General features: G+C 61.9%; 20 protein-coding genes. 11 read left to right on the forward strand and 9 right to left on the reverse strand.

What is annotated here, in order from left to right:
* Positions 1–69: 69 nt before the first annotated feature.
* The 4 genes from yjfF to H7B90_RS18775 form a co-directional block, all read right to left on the reverse strand.
* Positions 70–1,038, reverse strand: a complete 969-nt coding sequence (gene yjfF, locus H7B90_RS18760; protein ID WP_185137416.1) for a galactofuranose ABC transporter, permease protein YjfF — start codon at positions 1,036–1,038, stop codon at positions 70–72.
* Complete coding sequence (locus H7B90_RS18765) at positions 1,028–2,065, reverse strand: ABC transporter permease (RefSeq protein ID WP_185137417.1); 1,038 nt, start codon at positions 2,063–2,065, stop codon at positions 1,028–1,030. Before H7B90_RS18765 ends, yjfF begins: the two co-directional genes overlap by 11 nt.
* Before the next feature lie 4 nt (positions 2,066–2,069).
* Entirely contained in the window at positions 2,070–3,608 is a 1,539-nt protein-coding gene (locus tag H7B90_RS18770; protein WP_185137418.1) for a sugar ABC transporter ATP-binding protein, read from the reverse strand.
* A gap of 105 nt (positions 3,609–3,713) precedes the next feature.
* Positions 3,714–4,799 (reverse strand): ABC transporter substrate-binding protein, encoded by a 1,086-nt coding sequence (locus H7B90_RS18775; RefSeq protein WP_185137419.1) that lies wholly within the window; start codon positions 4,797–4,799, stop codon positions 3,714–3,716.
* Between the two features lie 279 nt (positions 4,800–5,078).
* Here H7B90_RS18775 and H7B90_RS18780 point away from each other — a divergent pair, with 279 nt between their 5' ends.
* The 4 genes from H7B90_RS18780 (at position 5,079) to H7B90_RS33725 (ending at position 10,249) form a co-directional block, all read left to right on the forward strand.
* On the forward strand, positions 5,079–6,923 hold the full coding sequence (locus H7B90_RS18780; RefSeq protein ID WP_246578881.1) for a sensor histidine kinase: 1,845 nt from the start codon (positions 5,079–5,081) through the stop codon (positions 6,921–6,923).
* Positions 6,924–6,928: 5 nt separating this feature from the next.
* Positions 6,929–8,599, forward strand: coding sequence for a response regulator transcription factor (locus H7B90_RS18785; RefSeq protein ID WP_185137420.1), 1,671 nt, complete (start codon positions 6,929–6,931; stop codon positions 8,597–8,599).
* Positions 8,559–9,578: a sugar ABC transporter substrate-binding protein gene (locus H7B90_RS18790; protein WP_246578880.1), complete on the forward strand. Its 1,020-nt coding sequence runs from the start codon at positions 8,559–8,561 to the stop codon at positions 9,576–9,578. Before H7B90_RS18785 ends, H7B90_RS18790 begins: the two co-directional genes overlap by 41 nt.
* Positions 9,579–10,159: 581 nt before the next feature.
* Entirely contained in the window at positions 10,160–10,249 is a 90-nt protein-coding gene (locus tag H7B90_RS33725) for a putative holin-like toxin (RefSeq protein WP_221482092.1), read from the forward strand.
* A gap of 160 nt (positions 10,250–10,409) precedes the next feature.
* Here the strand turns inward: H7B90_RS33725 and H7B90_RS18795 are convergent, their stop codons facing one another.
* The 4 genes from H7B90_RS18795 to H7B90_RS18810 form a co-directional block, all read right to left on the reverse strand.
* Positions 10,410–11,204, reverse strand: a complete 795-nt coding sequence (locus H7B90_RS18795; protein ID WP_185137421.1) for an ABC transporter ATP-binding protein — start codon at positions 11,202–11,204, stop codon at positions 10,410–10,412.
* The gene (locus tag H7B90_RS18800; protein WP_185137422.1) at positions 11,204–12,139 is read right to left on the reverse strand and encodes an ABC transporter permease; all 936 of its coding nucleotides are present in this window, start codon (positions 12,137–12,139) and stop codon (positions 11,204–11,206) included. The genes H7B90_RS18795 and H7B90_RS18800 overlap by 1 nt, the downstream gene beginning before the upstream one ends.
* Before the next feature lie 89 nt (positions 12,140–12,228).
* Entirely contained in the window at positions 12,229–13,314 is a 1,086-nt protein-coding gene (locus H7B90_RS18805; protein WP_185137423.1) for an ABC transporter substrate-binding protein, read from the reverse strand.
* A gap of 267 nt (positions 13,315–13,581) precedes the next feature.
* Positions 13,582–13,788, reverse strand: coding sequence for a DUF1657 domain-containing protein (locus tag H7B90_RS18810; protein ID WP_185137424.1), 207 nt, complete (start codon positions 13,786–13,788; stop codon positions 13,582–13,584).
* Between the two features lie 156 nt (positions 13,789–13,944).
* Here H7B90_RS18810 and spoVAC point away from each other — a divergent pair, with 156 nt between their 5' ends.
* The 5 genes from spoVAC (at position 13,945) to H7B90_RS18835 (ending at position 18,542) form a co-directional block, all read left to right on the forward strand.
* Positions 13,945–14,418 (forward strand): stage V sporulation protein AC, encoded by a 474-nt coding sequence (gene spoVAC, locus H7B90_RS18815; protein ID WP_185137425.1) that lies wholly within the window; start codon positions 13,945–13,947, stop codon positions 14,416–14,418.
* Between the two features lie 10 nt (positions 14,419–14,428).
* Positions 14,429–15,457: a stage V sporulation protein AD gene (gene spoVAD, locus H7B90_RS18820; RefSeq protein WP_185137426.1), complete on the forward strand. Its 1,029-nt coding sequence runs from the start codon at positions 14,429–14,431 to the stop codon at positions 15,455–15,457.
* A gap of 5 nt (positions 15,458–15,462) precedes the next feature.
* Complete coding sequence (locus H7B90_RS18825; RefSeq protein ID WP_185137427.1) at positions 15,463–16,323, forward strand: DUF421 domain-containing protein; 861 nt, start codon at positions 15,463–15,465, stop codon at positions 16,321–16,323.
* Between the two features lie 190 nt (positions 16,324–16,513).
* Positions 16,514–17,635 carry a carbohydrate kinase gene (locus tag H7B90_RS18830; RefSeq protein WP_185137428.1) on the forward strand — a complete coding sequence of 374 codons (1,122 nt, stop codon included), beginning with the start codon at positions 16,514–16,516 and terminating at the stop codon, positions 17,633–17,635.
* Entirely contained in the window at positions 17,631–18,542 is a 912-nt protein-coding gene (locus tag H7B90_RS18835; RefSeq protein WP_185137481.1) for a pseudouridine-5'-phosphate glycosidase, read from the forward strand. The genes H7B90_RS18830 and H7B90_RS18835 overlap by 5 nt, the downstream gene beginning before the upstream one ends.
* Before the next feature lie 439 nt (positions 18,543–18,981).
* On the opposite strand, the gene H7B90_RS18840 is transcribed toward H7B90_RS18835, so the two are convergent.
* Complete coding sequence (locus H7B90_RS18840; protein ID WP_185137429.1) at positions 18,982–19,641, reverse strand: hypothetical protein; 660 nt, start codon at positions 19,639–19,641, stop codon at positions 18,982–18,984.
* Between the two features lie 223 nt (positions 19,642–19,864).
* Here H7B90_RS18840 and H7B90_RS18845 point away from each other — a divergent pair, with 223 nt between their 5' ends.
* Both H7B90_RS18845 and zwf read left to right on the forward strand, forming a co-directional pair.
* Positions 19,865–20,383: a L,D-transpeptidase gene (locus H7B90_RS18845; protein ID WP_281421387.1), complete on the forward strand. Its 519-nt coding sequence runs from the start codon at positions 19,865–19,867 to the stop codon at positions 20,381–20,383.
* A 321-nt stretch (positions 20,384–20,704) separates the two neighbouring features.
* The gene (gene zwf, locus H7B90_RS18850) at positions 20,705–22,198 is read left to right on the forward strand and encodes a glucose-6-phosphate dehydrogenase (protein WP_185137430.1); all 1,494 of its coding nucleotides are present in this window, start codon (positions 20,705–20,707) and stop codon (positions 22,196–22,198) included.
* Positions 22,199–22,291: the final 93 nt, after the last annotated feature.

A 22,291-nucleotide genomic window follows, 5' to 3' on the forward strand; every position in this document is an offset into this window, starting at 1 on the left:
TCAATGGCGAACTTCTCGCCATTCACGCGTTACCGGAGCCTCGCTCCTAACTTGCCCCTCGCGCCGAAGCTACAGCTTCCGCGCCGCGGGGCGCACGAGCAGCAGGCGTTGGAAAAGAATGAACAGGAACAGCAGCAGGCCGATGACGATCTTCGTCCACCACGAGCTGAGCGTGCCTTCGAAGCTGATGATCGTCTGGATGACACCCTGGATCAGGACGCCGAAGAACGTTCCGGCGACGTAGCCGACTCCTCCGGTGAGCAGCGTCCCGCCGATGACGACGGAGGCGATCGTGTCGAGCTCGAGGCCCATCGCGTGCAGCCCGTAGCCGGAGAGCATGTAGAACGTGAAGACGACGCCGGCCAGCGCGGAGCAGAAGCCGCTGATCGCGTACACGGCAATCTTCGTCCTCGCGACGGGCAGCCCCATGAGCAGCGCCGACTGCTCGCTGCCGCCGAGCGCGTAGACGTTGCGGCCGAGCCGCGTATAATGCGCGACGTAGACGCCCGCCGCGACGACGACCAGCGCGATCAGCACGCTGATCGACACGAAGCTGCCTCCCGGCAGGCTCACCTTCGTCTGCGCCATCTTCTGATAGAACGGATGGTCGATCGTAATCGTGTTGATGCTGATGACGTAGCAGAGGCCGCGCGCGAGGAACATGCCGGCGAGCGTGACGATGAACGGCTGGATCTTGAAGTAATGGATGACGGCCCCCATCCCCCAGCCGAACAGCGTGCCCAGGACGAGCACCAGCGGAATGACGACGGCCGGCGGCCAGCCTTGCTCCTGAACGAGGCTCGCCGAGATCATCGTCGTCAGGGCGATCATGGAGCCGACGGACAGGTCGATGCCTCCCGACACGATGACGAACGTCATGCCCACCGCGACGATGAGCAGGAACGCGTTGTCGATCAGCAGGTTAAAGAAGACCTGTAGCGAGAAAAACCCTGTGTAGCGGAACGCTCCGGCGAGGAACATGAGGGCGAACAGGAACACCGTGACCGCGATCGGCAAATATTTGCGATTAAGAAGCATGCTTGGCCGCCTCCCTCTCCGCCGGATAATGGCGGGTCTTCCACCGCCGGACGAGCGCTTGGCGGAACGCCTCCGACTGAACGAGGCACACGACCAGCACGACGAACGCCTTGACGACAAGCGTAATCTCCGGCGGCACCCCGATCATGTAGATCGTCGTCGTCAGCGTCTGGATGATCAGAGCCCCGATGACGGTGCCGGTCAGGTAGAAGCGCCCGCCGGTCAGCGAAGTGCCGCCGATGACGACGGCCAGAATGGCGTCGAGCTCGTACCAGAGGCCGGCGTTGTTGCCATCCGCGCTCGAGACATTCGAGCTGAGGATGAGCCCCGCGATGCCCGCGCACAGGCCGCAGAACAGATAGACGGCCAGAAGCACGTACCGCGAGCGGATGCCGGCGAGCCGGCTCGCGGCCGGGTTGCGGCCGACCGCTTCGATGAACAGGCCGAGCGCCGTCCGCCGCGTGAGCAGCCCCGCCGCGGCGAACACGGCCGCCACGAGGAAGATCGAGAACGGCAGGCCCGCCAGAGAGCCCGAGCCGATGTAACCGTAGGAATCGCTCGTTACGGTGATGATCTGGCCGGACGTGATCAATTGGGCGATGCCCCGGCCCGCCACCATCAGGATCAGCGTCGCGATGATCGGCTGCATGCCGACGCCCGAGACGAGCAGCCCGTTCCATAAGCCGAGCGCGAGCGACAGAACGAGCGACAGGCCGACCGCGGACAGGACGAGCCCGAGCGAGCCCTGGTCGGAGCCCTTGCTGATCGTCAGGCAAGCCATCGCCCCGGCGATGGCGACGACGGACCCGACGGACAGGTCGATGCCGCCCGTCGCGATGACGAGCGTCATGCCGATCGCCACGAGCATAAGCGGCGAACCGAAGTTCAGAATGTCGATCAAGCTGCCGTACAGATGACCGCCCCGGACCTGAAGGGAGAAGAAATCCGGCGAATAGATCAGGTTGAACAGAAGCAGGGCAGCCAGCATCGCCAGCGGCCAGAACAAATGATGCTTGCGAATCCTCATTCCGTCATCCTCCCGCGATCGCCCGCATCACTTGCTGCTGGCCGATGTCGTCTTCGATCATTTCCTTCACTACCTTGCGGTCGCGCAGCACGACGATCCGGTCGCTGACGCGAACGACCTCCTCCAGCTCCGAGGAGATGAACAGCACCGCCATCCCCTCGCCGGCCAGCTTCAGCACGAGCTTCTGAATCTCGGCCTTCGCCCCGATATCGATGCCGCGGGTCGGCTCGTCGAGGATAAGCAGCTTCGGCCGGGTCAGAAGCCAGCGGGCCAGAAGAACCTTCTGCTGGTTGCCGCCGCTCAGGTTTTTGACCAGCTGCTCGGGATTAGGTGGGTTAATATTTAACGCCTTGATATATTCGTCCGCGAGCTCCTCCTGCTTCCTCCGCGGAATCATCCGCAGCCAGCCGCGGGTCGCCTGCATCGCGAGGAGGATGTTCTCCCGCACGGACAGGTCGTCGACGATGCCTTCCGTCTTCCGGTTCTCCGGGCAGAACGCGAGCCCCTCGTCGATCGCCTGCCGCGGCGAGTGGATCGTTCCCGGCGAATCGCCGAGCCGAAGCTTGCCCTGATCGGAGCGGTCCGCGCCGAACAGAAGCCGAGCCAGCTCCGTCCGGCCCGAGCCGAGCAGTCCCGCCAGGCTGACGACCTCTCCCTTCCCGATCCGCAGGTCGAACGGCTCGATCGCCCCTTGGCGCGCCAGCCCGGAAGCCTCCAGCAGGAGCTCCCTCGGCCCCCGAGCGCTCCCGGCCGTCTTCGGCCGCTCCTCCAGCGCTTCCATCTCCTTGCCGATCATCTTCGAGACCAGCTCTATCCGGGGAAGGCTCGCCGCCTCGTACTCCCCGACAAATTCTCCGCCCCGGAGAATGGTTATTCGATCGGAAATGTCATAGACCTGGTCCAGGAAGTGCGTCACGAACAAAATCGCTAGCCCCTCCTCCTTGAGCTTCCGCATGACCGCGAACAGCTGCCCCACCTCGCCCCGGTCCAGGCTGGAGGTCGGTTCGTCCAGAATGAGCACCTTCGCGGAGATATTGAGCGCCCGCGCGATCGCGACGAGCTGCTGGACGGCCACGGAATAATCCGCCAGCGGCCGGGAGACGTCGATCTCGAGCTGCAGCCTCTCCCGAAGCAGCCGCTCGGCCCTGCGATTCATCTCCTTCCACCGAATGCGTCCGAACGCTCTCGGCTCGCGTCCGATGAAGATATTTTCCGCCACCGTCAAGTTCGGGCACAGATTGACTTCCTGATAAACCGTGCTGATGCCGGCCTCCTGCGCCTGCCGCGGGCTGTGAATGGCGACTTGGCGCCCGTCCAGCTCGACGCTTCCCCGGTCGATCGAATAGACGCCGGTCAGCACCTTGATCAAGGTCGACTTGCCCGCGCCGTTCTCTCCCATCAGGGCGTGCACCTCTCCGGGGAACAGCCGGAAGTTCACGCCGTTCAACGCCTTCACGCCGGGGAAATGCTTGTAAATCCCCGTCATGCCAAGCAAAGGCCGTACGCCCTTCTTCTCCGTCAAATCCCCTATCCAATCCCCCATCTTCTCCCCACTCTCCTTCGAAAAAGAAGCAAGCCGCCCCGGACCGCGTCGTCCGGCCGCGAGACGGCTTCTCCTATCTGCCGAGCGTCGTCTCCTGACGCCGGATCAATACTTGCGGTTCGGGAGAGCTTCCTTCGCCTGCTCGGAGGTGAACGTGCCTTCCTCCGTTACGATCCGCTTCGGGATCTCCTTGCCGGCGACGACGTCGTTCACGGCCTGCATCAATTGCGGCCCGAGCAGCGGGTTGCACTCGACGATGAAGTTGATCTTCCCTTCGCTGGCGGCGGTCATGCCGTCCTTCACCGCGTCGACGGAGATGATCTTGATGTCGACGCCCGGCTTCAGGCCGGCCGCTTCGATCGCCTGGATCGCGCCGAGCGCCATGTCGTCGTTGTGGGCGTACAGAACGTCGATTTTCTTATGGGCCTTGAGGAACGACTGCATGACTTCCTTCCCCTTGGCCCGCGTGAAGTCGCCGGTCTGGGAAGCGATGATCTTCAGATGCGGATTGGCCGCGATCTTCTCGGCGAAGCCGGCTTTGCGGTCGTTGGCCGGGGCGGAGCCCGTCGTGCCCTGAAGCTCGACGATGTTCACGTCTTCCGAAGCGTCCTTATACTGCTCGACGAGCCAGTCGCCGGCGCGGCGGCCTTCCTCGACGAAGTCGGAGCCGATGAACGTCACGTACAGCGAGTCGTCCTTGGAATCGACGGCGCGGTCGGTCAGGATGACCGGAATGCCGGCGTCCTTCGCTTCCTTCAGCACCGTGTCCCAGCCGGATTCGACGACCGGCGAGAACGCGATGACGTCGACCTTCTGCTGGATGTAGGAGCGGATCGCCTTGATCTGGTTCTCCTGCTTCTGCTGCGCGTCGGAGAACTTCAGATCGAAGCCGGCCTCCGCCGCGGAGCTCTTGATCGACTCGGTGTTGGCGGTTCTCCAGCCGCTCTCCGCGCCGACCTGGGCGAAGCCGAGCGAGATCTTCTTGCCCGCCGCCGAAGGCGATGCCGAAGCCGATTCCGACGCCGACTCGGACGGCGATACGCTGGCCGGTGCCGACGCCGAAGGAGACTTCGAAGCTTCCTGACTCGGAGACGAGCTGCTCCCGCCCTCGTTATTGCCCCCGCAAGCCGCCGATACGAGCATCATCGACGACAGAACGAGCAGAGCCCCTAACTTGCCCGATTTCTTCATCTTTCCCTTAACCTCCCCTATGGTCGCCAGCGTCGTCAGCCGTGGCGTGAGGCCATTATAAAACGCTCACACAAAGCCGGAATACGGAGTCTCGCGGGAATAGAGTGCGATCTTTTGGCCAATTGGGGGAGGGCGTTCGGCCGTCGGTTTGTTTTTTTGTGCGCGAAGTGGATTTTTCCGGCATTATCGGCATCCCTCATAGATCGCCCGGGCGTTCATTTGCTATAGTAGATAAGGACCGAGTTGAAAACGTATACAAGCAGAAAGGTCACGCCGCCGATGAAGCGAATCCGTATGCCCGGCATTCGGCTGTCCAGCATGCGAGCCAAGATGCTCGTCATGTTCGTCATCCTCACCTCGGTGCCGCTGATCGTCGTCGGGCTTCTCTCCTACCAGAAGTCGTACGACACCGTCTCCGGCCACAGCAAAGCGGCGACGATGCTGGCCGCGAGCCAGCTCGGACGGAACATCGACGTTCTGTTCGAAGACGCGGGCAAGCTGCTCGAGCTCGGGAAGAACCCGCAGGTCATCCGCTTCCTGTTCTCGCAGACGGACACCTACGAGGACGCCAAGGAGATTCTGAACGCGTTCGGCCTGTACCGGGAGACGTATAAATACGACAGCGTATTGAACATCACGATGGTCAATCTGTACGGGAGGGGCATCAGCGAGCGCAGGGGCGTGTTCCAGATGGACAAAAACCCGCTCCGCAACCCCCACTTCCAGTACCTGACGAACCATTCCGACGACATTCTGAACATCCCGCCTCCGGACGCGTCGCCGCTCGACCGGCTGGACGGCTTCGACTATCCGGAGCGGAACGTCATCTCCATCATGACGACCGTGAAGAACGGCATCACCCACGAGGTGATCGGCTTCATCGTCATCGATCTCGTCGACACGGCGCTGGAGAAGTTCCGGGACAACGTCGTCATCGGGCGGACCGGCTTCTTCTATGTCGCCGATCGCGGCGGCCGGCCGATTTTCTACCCGGACGACAAGCCCTCCGCGCTCCAGATGCTCGGCGGGACCGACTTGTCCGCGAGGCTGTCGAGCGATCAGGCCAGCTACGTCGACTCCTCCTCCGGCAAGCCGAAGTTCATCGTGTTCACCACCTCCTCCATGACCGGGTGGAAAATCGTCGGGCTCGTGCCGCTCCAGGAGATCATGGTCGAGGCCAATTCGATCCGCCAGCTGATCATCGTCAGCGTGCTGCTCAGCATTATTTTCGCGATTACGCTGCACTTCTTCATTACCGCCCGCCTCACCCGCCCCGTCCAGGTGCTCAAGAACAAGATGCGCCAGGCGGCGTCGGGTTATCTGGAGGTCAAGGTCAAGCCGACCGGGCACGACGAGATCGCCGATCTCGGCAACAGCTTCAACATCATGCTGGAGAAAATCAAAATGCTCATGGATCAGCACCTGAAGGAACAGGAGCAGATCCAGAAGGCCGAACTGCGCACGCTTCAGGCCCAGATCCACCCTCATTTTCTGTACAACACGCTCGATTCGATCGTCTGGATGGCCGAGGCCGGGAAGAACGATCAGGTCATCCTGCTCGTGCAGGCGCTCTCGCGCTTCTTCCGCAGCAGCCTCAACAAGGGGCTCGACTGGATCTCGCTCAAGGACGAACTGGAGCACGCGCGCAGCTACCTCGTCATCCAGAAGATGCGGTACCGGGACATTCTCGAGTACGAGATCGACGTCCCGCCGGAGCTGGAGAATTGCCGCATTCTGAAAATGACGCTTCAGCCGATCGTAGAAAACGCGCTCTATCACGGGATCAAGAACAAGCGGGGGCAAGGGCTCATTCGGGTGTCCTGCCGGGCGGCGAGCGAGCACGAGCTGGAGATCGTCGTCGCGGACAACGGCATCGGCATGAACGCGGAGCGGCTGGAACGGCTGCGGGAACGCCTCGAACGGCGCCATGTCCCCGAGGATAACGAGGGCGAGGGTACCGGCACAGGCTCGGGTGCGGGTACGGAGACGGCGGGCGGATTCGGGCTTCGCAACGTTCAGCAGCGGATTCGTCTCTATTACGGGGAAGCTTACAAGATTCGGGTGGACAGCGCGGACCGCGAAGGGACGACGGTCGCGATCCGAATTCCGATGCAGCGGAGGTGACGGGAATGTGGAAAGTAATGCTGGTCGACGACGAGATCGTCATTCGCGAGAATATCCGGGAATGCGTCGATTGGGAGCGGGAAGGGTTCGTCTATTGCGGGGACGCTTCGGACGGCGAGCTCGCGCTGCCTCTGATCGAGCAGACGATGCCGGATATTCTCATCACCGACATCAAGATGCCGTTCCTGGACGGCCTGGAGCTTAGCGCCATCGTGCGCAAGCGGATGCCCGACGTCAAGATCGTCATCTTGAGCGGACACGACGAATTCGAGTACGCCCGCTCCGCTCTCCGGCTCGGCGTGGAGGAATATTGCCTGAAGCCGGTCAGCGCGGCCGAGCTCGTCGCCCTGCTGCGAAGCGTCGGCGCCAAGATCGATCGCGAGCGGCGGGAGAAGGAGCGGCTGGAGCGGCTTGGGAGGGGCGAGGCCGAGAGGGCGCTTCCGACGAAGGAGAAACTGCTCGCCGACCTGTGCACCGGGATGATCACGACGGCGGAGGCGGTTCATGCGGCGGCCGGGCTGTCCCTGAGCCTGACGGCGCCTTTCTACTCCGTCGTGCTGACGGACGTCCGCTGCGGGCGGAGCCAGTCGGCGGAGATCGACGCCGGCCTCGTCGATCGGGCGGAAGCGCGGCTGCGCGAAGGCATCCTCCGATTCGGGCCCGCGGACGGAATTCTCGAATTCAAGCGCAGCCGAACGGAGAGGGCGTGGATCTTGAAGGGCGACTCGGCCGAGCGGCTTCGCGAGACGCTTGCGTACGCGCAGTCGGAGCTGAAGGCGGGCGTCGAAGCTGAGACGGGCTGCTCGCTCGGCATCGGAATCGGCGGCGTCCAGCAGCGGCTTCAGCACGTTCATTCCTCCTTCCTCGAAGCCGAGGAGGATAAGCATTGGCGGAGGCTAACCGCCCAGAGCCGCCGGACGGCCGGGGCGGCGGACGGCTCTCTCGAGCAGGCGGCCTTCCTCGACCGGCAGAGGTACGTCGACTTCCTGAAGGTCGGCTCCCCGGCCGATGCCGAGGCGTTCGTGTCGGCTCTGGCCGGCGGCTTGCGCTCGATCGATTGGCGGAGCGACCTGTACGGCTACTACTTGCTCAGCGATCTGACGATCGAAGCGTTCCAGACGGCCAAGAGCTTGTACCGGAACCTGGACGGCCTCGAGAGCGCGCTGCGGCGATTCCAGCAGGCGGTCGGCGAGATCGCCTCATGGGAGGACGCTTCCCGCTACCTGCTTTGGCTCGCCGAGCAGTTCTGGGCTTGGCGCGGCAGCGCCGCCGACCGCTACGCCGACATGCTGGAGCAGGTGAAGGCTTACATCGGAGCCCATTACGGCGAGGACCGGCTGTCCCTTCAGGACGTCGCCGACCACGTTCGCGTCAGTCCCAGCCATCTGAGCAAGGTGTTCAGCCAGGAGACGGGGCAGACGTTCATCGAGTTCCTGACGCAGACGCGCATCCGGAAGGCGATGGAGCTGCTGCTCACGACGAACGGCAAGTCGTACGAGATCGCCCATCAAGTCGGCTATGGCGATGCCCATTATTTTTCCAACCTGTTCAAGAAGGTGACGGGGATGACGACCAAGGACTTCCGCAAGCAGGGGCGCCTCGATGCCGCTTGGCCGGGATGGGAAGGAGAGAACCATGAACGGACGTCGGTTGCGGAGGCTCGGCAAGCTCGGTAAGCTCGGTAAGCGGGCCGGGGTCTGGGCTTGCTTGTTGGCGCTGGCGATGGGGGCGTGCTCCTGCTCATTCTTCCCATCGTCCTCCAAGGGGGCCGGCGGCGGCTTGCGGGAATCGGAATCGGGCGCTCCCGATGGCGGCTCCCCTCCGGAGACGGGACTCACGTTCGGCATCATCTATCCGATGGCGCATTCGTTCTACGAGATGATCACGCAGGACGCCAAGGAAGCCGCGGACGAAGCCGGCGTGAAGCTGGTCGTCAAGGCGCCGGACGAAGCGAACCTCGAGCAGCAGATCCGGATGATGGAGACGATGATCAAAATGAGGGTAGACGGCATCGCGATCGATCCGGTCGACACCGAAGCGCTCGCCCCGGTCATCGACAAGGCGGCCGAAGAGGGCATTCCCGTCATCTGCTTCGAATCGGACTCTCCCGGCAGCAAGCGCCTCGCCTTCATCGGCTCCGACAACTACCGGTCGGGCGTCCGCATGGGCGAGGCTCTCGACCGGATGCTGGAGGGCCGCGGCATGGTCATCGTCGAGACGGGAATGTCCAAGATGGGGAGCCTCGCGCAGAGGCTGGACGGACTGCTCGGCTACTTGAACCGGCAGACGGACATTCAGGTGCTGGATGTGAAGTACAACGAGGGCAAGGAAGCTCTCGCGCTGTCGAACCTGGAGGCGATGATCGAGGCGCATCCGCATTTCGACGCGTTCGTCGCGCTCGACGTCATGTCCGGCTCCGCGTCCGTGCTCGTCTGGAAGGCGAGCGGGCTGAGCCGGTACGCGCTGACGTTCGGGGTGACGCCCGAGATCGAGGAAGCGATGAAGAACGGCCAGATCACCGCCTCGATCTCGCAGAACGAGGCGGAATGGGGCCGGCGCATCGTCGACCGGCTGCTCGACGCCTCGCAGGGGCGCGGCATCCCCGCCTTCGACGACATGGGCACGACGGAGATCGCGGCGGAGGGGATGAAGTAGCTCAAAAAACTTCGAAAGACCGTTTCGCTAACAGACTTCTTGGGATAGGGAGACAGGGAAGTCTCGTTTATGGTTGCAATCGCAATCGGAATCGGAATTGGAATCCCAAGGTTCCGGTTTTCATAGGCCCCTTTTTTCTCTAACGAATCCAGGAGACGCTATTTCGCGTCAAAAGCCCATTTTGAAACTCTAACGAACTCCAGCGATCTTATTTAGGTCCATCGAGGGTAAAAACGGGCTTTCAGCACGAAATAGCGTCTATACGATTCGTAAGCACCGAAAATCCGTTGTTTTTCGCGAAATAGCGTCTCCTCGATTCGTTAGCCGCGTTAGCCGCCTCCCCTCAATCGAAACGGGAACCAGGTAACAAATAGAGAAGCTCTACGCGACGCGACCTCCACAAAGATAAGCGAAGCTGAGCCCGGATAACAAATAGGTGCGTGAATTGGGCAGCCGCAGAAAAAAACGACGACTGATCCATTCTAGAAAATAGAAAAACCTCCCACCGGAGGCTAGAATGGTAGAATAAAGTCCGTGCAATGGCCGTGCGGGCGTTTCCCTCCGCCAAGGGGGGGAGGCGAATGAAAACAAAAGATATCATCCAGCTGCTTCTGGCGTCTGGCATGTTTCTTTTGACCCTTCTGACGTTCATCGGAAACTTTCTGCGATAACCAGATCCATTTTAGACGCGCAATCGGCTGTTCGGCGTCTATCCTCACGGTAACTTCGTTCGCAACAGCAAGGAATGCCGATAAAAATACCGCGCAACACGCAAAAGCCCAAGATGAAAGCCCGCCGGAACCGGCGGGCTTCTTCTGTCGCGATTGGGGCTTAACCAAGAACGATTCGGTCGTCCGCGAGCTTGTGGCCGCTGATCTTCTCGAATTCCCCGAGCAGCTGCTCGACGGTCAAGTCCTTCTTCCGCTCTTCCGGGATGTCGAGAATGATGCGTCCCTTGTCCATCATAATCAGGCGGTTGCCGAGACGGATCGCCTGCTCCATGTTGTGAGTGACCATCAGCGTCGTCAGCTTCATCTCGCGGACGACGCGTTCGGTCAGCTTCGTGATCAGCTCGGCGCGGGCCGGGTCGAGAGCGGCCGTGTGCTCGTCCAGCAGCAAAATCTGCGGCTGCGTGAACGTCGCCATCAGCAGGCTGAGCGCCTGGCGCTCGCCGCCGGACAGAAGGCCGACCTTCGCCTTCAGCCGGTTCTCGAGGCCGATGCCGAGGCGCACCAGCTGCTCGCGGAACACCTTGCGCTTGGCGGCGGTCACGCCGAAGCTGAGCCCCCGGCTCTTGCCGCGGCGGTAAGCCATCGCCAGGTTCTCCTCGATGGTCATCGTCGGAGCGGTGCCCGCCATCGGATCCTGGAACACCCGGCCGATCCACCGGCTCCGCTCATGCTCCGACAAGGACGTGACGTTCGTCCCGTCGATCTTCACTTCCCCGAGATCGGGCTTCATGACGCCGGAGATGATGTTCATGAGCGTGGACTTGCCCGCGCCGTTGCTTCCGATCACCGTGACGAAGTCGCCCGGCTTCAGCGACAGCTTGATGTCGACGAGGGCGGTCTTCTCGTCCGGAGTACCCGGGTTGAACAGCTTGATGACGTTCTGAATGTCCAGCATTACGACCGTCCCCCCTTCCGGCCGACAGACGCGGACATGGCGAGTTCGGCAGACCGTCGGCGCGCGACGCTCTTCTGCTTGACGGCGCGGCGCACCGTCGGAATGACGAGGGCGATAATAACGATGATCGCGGTGATCAGCTTCAGGTCCGAAGCCTCCAGGTGGAGCCAGTCGGCCCGAAGCGCCAGCGCGATGACGATCCGGTAGACGACCGAACCGAGCAGCGCCGCCAGCGTCGCCTGGATGACGATCCTCGCGCCGAAGATCGCTTCGCCGATGATGACGGAAGCGAGCCCGATGACGATCATCCCGATGCCCATGTTAATGTCCGCGAACCCGGAATCCTGGGCGATAAGAGCTCCGGACAAGGCGACGAGCCCGTTCGACAGGCTGATGCCGATGATCTTCGTCCGGTCGGTGTTCGCGCCGAAGCTCCGGATCATGCGGGCGTTGTCCCCGGTCGCCCGGAGAGCCAGGCCGAGATCCGTATGCAGGAAGCCGTCCAGCAGCAGCTTGAAAACGATTGCTACGGCGAGCAGAACGACGATGTAGACGAACGTCTTCGTAGCGATGGAGGAGAACAGCGTGGACTCCCCGATCATCGAGATGTTCGGCTTGCCCATGATTCTCATATTGATCGAGTAGAGCGCGATCATCATCAGAATCCCGGACAGCAGGCCGTTGATCCGGCCCTTCGTGTGCAGCAAGCCGGTGCAGACGCCGGCCAGCATTCCCCCGAGAAGCGCGGCGACCGTGGCGAGCAGCGGATGGTAGCCGTGACTGATCATCACCGCGGCGATGGCTCCCCCGGTCGTGAAGCTGCCGTCGACGGTCAAGTCCGGAAAATCGAGAATGCGGAACGTAATGTATACCCCGAGCGCCATCAGCGCGTACATCAAGCCGAGCTGTATGGCCCCGTAAATCGAATCGAGCATGGGCTTGCCTCCTTATAAGCGACAAGCGGAGTGAACGTATGGAACGTTCACCCCCGCTTGTGGGTTGACGGACGGATGGATGAGATGGCTTATTGAATGATGTTCGTGTCCGGATCGGCGACCTTGCTCTTCATCTCGTCGGTGACGGTGATGCCTTGGGCGGCGGCGGCCTTCAGGTTCAGGATAAGGCTCAGCTTCTCCTGCATCTTGACCGGCAGGTCGCCCGGCTTCTTGCCGTTCTTCAGCACGTCGACCGCCATCTCGCCGACTTGGTAGCCGTGGTCGAAGTACTTGAAGCCGACCGTCGCGAACGCGCCCTTCTCGACCGTGTCGCGGTCGCTGGAGAAGAACGGAATCTTCTTCTCGTTGGCGACTTGGATGATCGAGTCGACGCCGCTGACGACCATGTTGTCGAGCGTAATGTAGAACGCGTCAACCTTGCCGACCAGCGATTGAGCCGCTTGCTTCACTTCGGAGGTGTTGGTGACGGCGGCCTTCACGAGCTTGATGTTGTGCGCGGCGAGAGCTTCCTCCGCCTTCTTCGTCATGACGATGGCGTTCGGCTCTCCTTCGTTGATCACGACGCCGACCGTCTTCACGTTCGGGAAGTCGGACGCGATGAAGTCCATCAGCTGCGTGATGGCTTCCGGGTTCGTGTCGGACGCGCCGGACACGTTGCCGCCCGGCTGTTCGAGATTCGTGACGATCTTCGCGTCGAGCGGATCGGTTACGGCCGCGAACAGGACCGGGGATTCCTTCACGTTCTGAACGACGGCTTGCGCGGACGGAGTCGCGATCGCGAGCACGAGATCGTACTTCTGCGAGCCCAGCTTCTGGCCGATCGAGAGGTTGTTGCTCTGGTCTCCCTGAGCGTTGTTGTAGTCGACCTTCAAGTTCTTGCCTTCTTCGAGGCCCGCGTCCTTAAGCGCCGCGAGGAAGCCTTCGCGAGTCGCGTCGAGAGACGGATGCTCGACGATCTGGGAGATCGCGATCGAGTACGTCTTCGTATCCGTGGATGCCGGCGCGCTTGCGCTCGCGCTGGCCGTGGCGCTCGGGCTGGCGCTCTCGCTCGGGCTGGCCCCGGCGTTGCCGTTATCGTTCGACTTCGCGCCGCAGGCCGTCGCGGCGAGCATGGCGACCGACATCAACAGCGGCGCCCAAATCTTTTTTCTCATATTCTCTTGCCCCTTCTCTCGTAATTGGGAGTTCGTTATCCCTAAGTTTAAAGGGCACCTCCAAGACTCGTCAATTATTAAGTCGAATTATAGAGATATATACTAGGATCCTTGCGTTAATTATTGTTTACTGTTCCATAATCCCCCTCGAATCCCGCCCTTCACCCGCCAAAAAAGGCATAAAGAAAACCCCGCGGCCTGAATAGCCGCAGGGTTCCTTGCGGAAGATACGAGCGCTTCGCCCGCCGCCGTCCGGGACGACGAATGTTAGAAGCCTTTGTATTGAGGCTCCTCTTGCTCCAGCTGTTGGACGCGGGTCTCCACCTGGCTCAGGATTTGCTGCGTTTGTTGAGCCGCGTTCGTGAACAGGGTCTTGGCTTCTTGATTTTGCGTGCTCAGAGCGAATTGCTCCAGGCTGGCCTGCGCGCTCTTCAAAGAGGCGACGCATGTCTTGACTTGGGACGCTACCGTCATGCTCCATCTCACCTCTCTGATCGGATTATATCCTTTAGGCAGGACAGGTTATAAACTGCCCCGTTCCCCGCCAATTCATAACCGCGAAAACGGCCGTGGTAAAAATCCGCCCCCCGTGGAATCCTGATACCAAATTGGCTGAGCAGGGGGAGCGAAATGGCTAACAAGAAATTGAAAAAACTGACTCCCACGCAGCGGGAATACCAACGGCTGGCGCTTAGCCGCATGCCGAAGCGCTCCGTGGCCGTCAATTCGCTGCGGGCCTATCTGACGGGAGGGCTCATCTGCGTCGTCGGGCAGGGCATCCAGGATATGCTGATCCATTGGGGAGGCATGGATAAGAAGCAAGCGGCGGCGCCGACCGTCGCCATTCTCATTATCGTCGCCGTTATCCTCACCTGCCTGGGCGTCTACGACAAGCTGGGCCAGTGGGCCGGAGCCGGCTCCGCCGTGCCCGTCACCGGCTTCGCCAATTCGATGGCTTCGACCGCCATCGAGCACCGCGCCGAAGGGCTCGTGCTGGGAGTCGGCGCCAATATGTTCAAACTGGCGGGCTCGGTCATCGTCTTCGGGACGGTCGCCGCCTTCGTCATCGCGATTATCCGCTTGATTTTCACTCAGGGAGGTTGACGGGCCGGATATGCTCAAAGGACATCAGAGCTGGCTGTTCCATCGGAAGCCGGTGATCGCGTCGACGGCCGCCGTCGTCGGCCCGTTCGAAGGACGCGGCCCCCTGGCCGAAGACTTCGACATCATCCACGGCGACAGCCTCATCGGACAGGACAGCTGGGAGAAGGCGGAGAGAACCTTGCTGGAGGAGGCGTCGAACATCGCGATCGAACGCGCCGGCCTCACCAAGGAGCAGGTCCAATTCCACATCGGCGGGGACCTGCTGAACCAGATCGCGAGCAGCAGCTACGCTTCCCGTACCCTTACCATCCCTTATCTGGGCGTGTTCGGCGCCTGCTCCACGTCGATGGAGAGCCTCGCCCTCGCTTCCTATCTGGTGGCGTCCGGCGGGGCCAAGCACGCGCTCGCGGCCACGTGCAGCCATAACTCCAGCGCGGAGAAGCAATTCCGCTACCCGACGGAGTACGGCTCGCAGAAGCCCCCCACCGCCCAATATACGGTGACGGGCGCCGGCGCGGCGGTCGTCTCCGAGACGGGGACCGGCCCCGTCGTCGCCGCGGCCACGATCGGCAGGGTCGTCGACATGGGAATCAAGGATCCGTTCAATATGGGAGCCGCCATGGCCCCGGCCGCGGTCGACACGATTACCGCGCACTTCCGCGATCTCGGAGTCGGCCCCGACCATTACGACATGATCGTCACCGGGGACCTGGCCAAGGTCGGCCACGATATCGCGAGCGAGCTGTTCGACAAGCACAACATCCCGATGCATAAGACGCGCTTCCGCGATTGCGGCATGATGATCTACGACTACGACACGCAGATGGTCCAGGCCGGAGGCAGCGGCTGCGCCTGCTCCGCGGTCGTGACGTACGGGCATCTCATCCGCAAGCTTCGCAAAGGGGAGCTTCGAAGAATCCTCGTCGTGGCGACGGGAGCGCTCCACTCCCCGATCGCCCTGCAGCAAGGGGATTCGATCCCCGGAATCGCCCACGCCGTCGCCATCGAGGCGCCTGAATCCGCAACGGGGGAGGACTGAGCCGCATGCCCGGCTGGTTGGAGATCGTCGTTCGCGCCCTGAGCGCCTTCGTCATGCTGTTCATCATCACCCGGATTCTCGGGAAGAAGCAGATCTCGCAGCTTACCTTCCTGGAGTTCATCATCGGCATCACGCTCGGCGAATTGGCCGGCTTCCTCTCGACGGACGTGGAGGCCCATTTCCTGCACGGCGTGATCGCCCTGGCCGTCTGGTTCGTCGTTCCGCTCGGGCTCGAGTTCCTGATGCTCAAGAGCAAGAAGCTGCGCCAGCTCATCGAAGGCGGCGGGCGGGTCGTCATCAAGGAAGGCAAGGTTCTGGAAGACAACATGAAGAAGGAGAGACTGTCCGCGGACGAGCTGCTCGAGCAGCTGCGGGGCAAGAACGTGTTCAACTTCGCGGACGTCGAATTCGCGGTGATGGAGACGAACGGAGAGCTGAGCGTTCTGCTGAAGAAGGACAAGCAGCCGCTGACGCCGAGCCATCTCGGCATTAAGACGGTCAACGAGGTGGAGCCTCAGACGGTCATTATGGACGGCAAGTACATGGACGAGCCGCTCGCGACGCTCGGTCTCAGCCGGGGATGGCTCCATGCGGAGCTGGAGAAAATCGGGGTGACGGTCGAGAACGTGTTTCTCGGCCAGGTAGACGCGTATCAGCAAATCTACGTCGACTTGTACGACGACAAGCTCAAGGTTCCCGCTCCGCAGGCTAAAGCTCTCCTGCTCGCCACGCTGAAGAAGTCGCAGGCCGACCTCGAGCTGTTCGCCTCCGCTACCCGCAGCCCGGAGGCGAAGGCGATGTACGAGCGCACGTCGCGCGAGCTGGCCGGCGTCATCTCTTCGCTCGATCCGATGCTGCGGGGATGAGGAGCGGCTCCCTCGATCCCCATTTCCGCGGCGGTTATCGAGCCTAATCGAACTTCGTCCTCCGGGGCGAAGTTCTTTCTTGTTGCCAGACGGACGGACAATTGTCTATAATACAGACAAAAGTTTGCGTTTGTTTTTTGGGCGCCGACTCTTACGCTTTTACCACTCTTCCCGACCCGAGGTTATCTCTATGGACCGCGAACAGCAACTACTCGCCCATATTCGCCGGAATCCGTTCATCACGCAGCAGGAGCTGGCGGATCTCGTCGGCATCTCCCGCTCCGCCGTCGCCGGGCATATCGCCTCCCTGACCCGGAAGGGCATCATTCGCGGCCGGGCGTACGTGACCGCCGAGGAAGGAGCCGTCCTCTGCATCGGAGGCGCCAATCTCGACAGCAAGGCGAAGGGCAAGCAGGCGCTGCGGCTGGCGGCTTCCAATCCGGTCGCGGTGACGGAAGCCTGCGGCGGCGTCGCGCGCAACATCGCGGCGAACTTGGCGAAGCTCGGCTGCCGCGTCTCGCTGCTGACGCTCGTCGGGGACGACAAAGCGGGGCAGTGGGTGCTCGAGGAGACGGCCAAGCTCGGGGTCGACACCGGCCCTTCCGTCATCCTCCGCGGAGAGCGAACGGGGACGTATACCGCTCTTCTGGAGCGGGACGGCGAGATGTTCATGGCGTTCGCCAACATGGACATCTACGAGAAGTTCACGCCCGCTCTTCTGCAGGAGAAGTGGCCGCACATCGCCTCCGCCAAGCTCGTCGTCGCGGACGCGAACCTTCCCGCGGAGAGCCTCGATTGGCTCGTCGAGCGGTGCCGGGCGGAGTCGCTGACGCTGCTGATCGATCCGATCTCCCCCGAGAAAACGAAGAAGCTCCCCCGTTCGCTCGAAGGCGCGACCGCGATCTTCCCGAATGTCGCGGAAGCCTGCGAGCTGGCCGGGGAGGAATTCCGCCCGGAGCCCGACGTCCCGGCTCTGGCCGCGAAGATCCGCGAGAGGGGCGTTCGCCACGTGTTCGTCACGCTCGGCAAGCGCGGCGTCTATTACTCGGGCGAAGGTGCCGACGGAACGGACGAGAGCGGCCTCTTCCCCGCCATTCCGACCGAGGTGGTCGAGGTGACGGGGGCGGGGGACGCTTTTCTCGCCGGCGTCGTCTACGGCGTTCTGCGCGAACGCTCTTACCGGGAGGCGACCCGCCTCGGCCTCGCCGCCGCCCATCTCGCGCTCCAGACGTCGGATTCGGTATCGGACCGGCTAAGCGAGGAACAATTGGCTCAAGTCATCCACCATGCGAAAGGAAGCGATCCCCATTAACCGCTATCTTCAATTCACCAAGGAAGTCGAGGAGGCGCTGAACGCCGGCAAGCCGGTCGTCGCGCTGGAGACGACGATCATCTCCCACGGCATGCCGCACCCGCAGAACATCGAGATGGCCCGCAACGTCGAGCGCATCATCCGCGAGCAAGGCGCCGTTCCGGCGACCATCGGCATCCTCGACGGCCATATCAAGATCGGCCTGAACGACGCCGAGCTCGAAGCGTTCGCGACCAGCCCCTCCGTCGAGAAGGTGAGCCGGCGCGACTTCCCGTACATTCTGTCCTCCGGCAAGATCGGCGCCACGACGGTGGCCGCCACGATGATCGGCGCGGCTCTCGCCGGCATCGAAGTGTTCGCGACCGGCGGCATCGGCGGCGTGCACCGCGAAGGCGAGACGACGATGGACGTGTCGGCCGACTTGACGGAGCTCGCGAACACGAACGTCGCCGTCGTCTGCGCCGGAGCGAAGTCGATCCTCGACATCGGCCGCACGCTCGAGTATCTCGAGACGCACGGCGTGCCCGTCGTCGGATACAAGACGGACGTGTTCCCGTCGTTCTACTCCCGCGAGAGCGACTTCGGCGTCGACTTCCGGCTCGACACGCCCGAGGCGGTCGCCGACGTGCTGCGCGCGAAGTGGGAGCTGGGCCTTCGCGGCGGCGCCGTCATCGCCAACCCGGTGCCGGAAGCGCACGCCATGAAGCACGAGGAGATCGAAGGCGTCATCCGCCAGGCGCTCCAGGAAGCGAACGACCAGCACATCGCCGGCAAAAAGGTAACCCCGTTCCTGCTCGGCCGCATCAAGCAGCTGACCGAGGGCAAGAGCCTCGCGACCAACATCCAGCTCGTCTACCACAACGCGATGGTCGCCGCCCAGATCGCCGTCGCCCTGAAGCGCAAGTAAGGCGGCGCTCTCGGCCCGGGCGCTTTGCGCTGCTTCGATGCGAGCAAGCCGGCCCTCTTCTGCCGCTCAAGCAACCAACCCCCGAACCGAATCGGTTCGGGGGTTATTATTTTCCGCTAATGCACCGCGGCATCTCAGTAGCTGAGGCAAATCGGCGGGTAAGCGGGACAACGAGCTAAGCAGCCAAGGGCACTCCCCTAGAGTCATGTAGTGAGGAGGAAAGTGTACCGGCTTTCCGCTCTTGCGGATAAACAGCTCTCTCGCCCGAGCCTCAAGGCTTCGGCGAACGGTCATGTAGCCGGCCGAGCGTTGGCCGGAACACATGAATTTTCTCCATATAAGCGCTAACGGCTCCATCAACTCATACAAAAACAAAAGGCACCCAAGGCCGCGAACGGCCCAAGTGCCTAAAAAACCATTAACGGCGGATTCCCGCTTCTTACAGTTCGATGTGGCTGGCAAGCGCCGGGCCCTTCTCGCCCGCGTGGTACACGTCGAGTCCGCCTTCGGCGCCCTTCACGACGACGTACGGGCAGCAATCGTACAGAATGAGGCCGCGAAGCTCGCCCTTCACGCGATACGATTCATGATAGCCCTTCTTCAGGTCGCCGAAGTCGTTGGCCGTGTAGACGTACACCGTATCGCCGATCTGCTTGGCGTAGTTGTGGTTCGTCCGGTTCGCGACCTTCTTCTGCGCCGTCGTGAAGATCCGGCCGCTCATGTACTCTTCCTTGTTATCGTTCTCCTTGCCCTTGGCGAATTCCGGCCAGAGATCGCTGAATACCAGATAGCCGGTCTTGTCGTTCTTGACGAGAACCATCGGAATTTGCGCCGGGCCGTAAGGGATGATGAACAGGTCCTTCAGCTCGCCGTCGTGCAGCGCGCCGTTCGTCTGGAACAGCTGCGACTTCGAGTCGTGGACGAATACCTTCTTGCCGACTTGCAGAGCCGCGAAGTCCCCTTCTACCGCCAGCTTCGTGGCGACCTGCTTGGCCGCGGCCGGAGCCGCTTCCTCGGCGCCCGCGAGAGCGGGAACCGTCAGCATCGCCGCGACCGCCGCGGCGAGCGTAAACCGTACTCGTGCCTTGCTACGTTTCATTGAATGAATGCCCCTTTGCGTCTAAGTATCATGCAATCTCGTCGCATGTTCTGAGGCCAATTATACGGGCGCAACCGGCCAACCGTTAGTTACCGCGGTCATATGAATTGTCATGATATAACCATGACCCGAAGCATAGCCCGTGTCGAAAAAAATAAGGCCCCCACCGTCTCATTCTCCGGCGGTCCCCGCATATAAATGGGAATCACTGGAGGTGTTCATTGTGCTCAAGCGTCTAAGTATCGCCATTCTGGCCGCCCTCGTCCTTCTCCTCGCTCTCCCCGCCTACGCCGACGGCGCCGCGGCCGCGGAGCAATCGACGGCATTATCCGAGAAATACGCCGGCTACTCGCACTTTATCGTCATCGATAAATCTCGCAATCGCCTGTTCTATTACCAGAAGGGGGAGCTCGTCAAATCGTTCGCGGTGGCCACCGGCAAGAAGCCTTCCTACACGCCGGAAGGACTGTTCGTCATTCGCGAGAAGATCAAGAACCGCCCCTATTACAAAGGGAAGATCAAGGGAGGAGACCCGAAGAACCCGCTCGGCGACCGCTGGCTCGGGCTCAAGGTCACGCTGAAGGACGGCACGACCTCCTACGCCTACGGAATTCACGGGACGAACAACGAGAAGTCGATCGGCAAGTACGTCTCCGAAGGGTGCATCCGGATGCATAACAAGTCGGTGCGGTGGCTGTTCGACCAGGTGGAGGTAGACACTCCGGTTCTCATTCGGAAGTAGGCGCATGTCCGAGCGGGGATCCGAATCCGCGAACGTAGGAAGACCGACCTAGAGGTCGGTCGTTTTTTTGTATATTTATGCATGAAAATGATTCTTCTCTACGCCGCCATCCGGCCTCGAACGGACTCCCCGCTCGCCCTCCAACCAGCGAAAACGCTGTCATGACGCTGGTTCCCGGGTTTCGAGAAATTCCGACAAGAATAGTTGACGAACCCCCCCACCAGGTGTAAGATTGGCTCTGTCATGCAATGCGACGGATTGACACAGAGAAGGACGCGACCCTCGTCCGACATCGGAGTGAGTCCTAGGAGGAATCATACTATGGAAGCCATGACTTTCGTTCTGTTTGGCGCCACGGGCGACCTGGCCAAACGGAAGATTTACCCTGCCCTTTATAATATGTACCTGGACGGCAAGCTTCCGAAGTCGTTCACGGTCATCGGGCTGGGCCGCAAGGAGATTCCCGACGCCGTATTCCAGGGCAACGTCGGGCAATCGCTCAAGGAATTTTCCCGCCGCCCGGCCGCGGAAGGCCCCGCGCTGGACGAGTTCCTCTCGGCGTTCCGTTACCACCCGCTGAACGTCAACCATCCGGAGGACTACGCCAAGCTGCTGAAGCTCGTGCAATCCCGCGAGACGGAGCTCGGCATCCCCGACAACCGCCTGTTCTACTTATCGGTCGCTCCGGAATTTTTCGAAGTGATCGCGTCGCATATTAAGGAGAGCGGCCTCGGCTCGACGCGCGGCTGGAAGCGCCTGATCATCGAGAAGCCGTTCGGGCACGACCTCGCCACCGCGCGCGAGCTGAACGCCAAGCTGAGCGAGGCGTTCGAGGAAGACGAGATTTTCCGCATCGACCACTACCTCGGCAAGACGATGGTGCAGAACCTGGAGACGCTCGTCCTCGCCAACCCGGTCATCCAGGCGGTATGGAACAACCGGCACATCGCCAACGTGCAGATCACCGCGAGCGAGACGGTCGGCGTCGAAGAGCGCGCCGGGTATTACGACCAGTCGGGCGCGATCCGCGACATGTTCCAGAACCACATGCTGCAGGTGCTCATGATGACGGCCCTTCGCCTCCCGAGCCGGATCACGGCCAAGGAGATCCGGGCGGAGAAGCGGAAGATCATCGAAGCGCTGCGCCCGATCGCCAAGCCGGAGGTCGCGCGGCACGTCGTCCGCGGCCAGTACGCCGCGGGGACGCTGAACGGCAAGCCGGTTCCGGGCTACGCCGACGAGCCGGGCATTCCGGCGGGCTCCCGCAACGACACGTTCGTCGCCGCCCGGCTGTGGATCGACAATCCGGAGTGGCAGGGCGTTCCGTTCTACATCCGCACCGGCAAGAGAATGTCCCAGAAGTCGACCCGCATCGTCGTCGAGTTCAAGAACCCGACCGCGGGCCTGTACTCGTCGCGCGGGGAAGAGACCGAGCCGAACCTGCTCGTCATCGAGATCAACCCGAACGAGCGCGTCTCCTTCCGCTTCAACGGCAAGAACCCTCGCAACGAAGGCAAGATCGAAGCGATCGAGATGGACTTCTCCACCGAGCAGTCGGAGCTTCCGGAAGCTTACGAGCGCCTGATCTCCGACGCGCTGCAGGGAGACTCCACGTTCTTCGCCCATTGGAAGGAAGTCGAGCTCGCTTGGCAATGGGTTCAGCCGGTTCTCGACGCGTTCGCCGACAACTCCGTGCCGCTTCATTCTTACGCCGCCGGCTCCAACGGTCCCGAAGCTTCGGACAAGCTGCTCGGGGAGGACGGCTTCCGGTGGTGGCTCGATCCGAAGGCTCTCGAGCTGGCCTTCCAGGCTTAATCGTTTTTTTCCTATATAGAGAGACCATACCCGGCTTCACCCACTACACAGAGAAGCCCCGGTTCGCCCGGGGCTCCAATTGGAGGAGATTAA

The organism is Cohnella xylanilytica (genome assembly GCF_014212175.1).
Lineage (GTDB): Bacteria > Bacillota > Bacilli > Paenibacillales > Paenibacillaceae > Cohnella > Cohnella xylanilytica.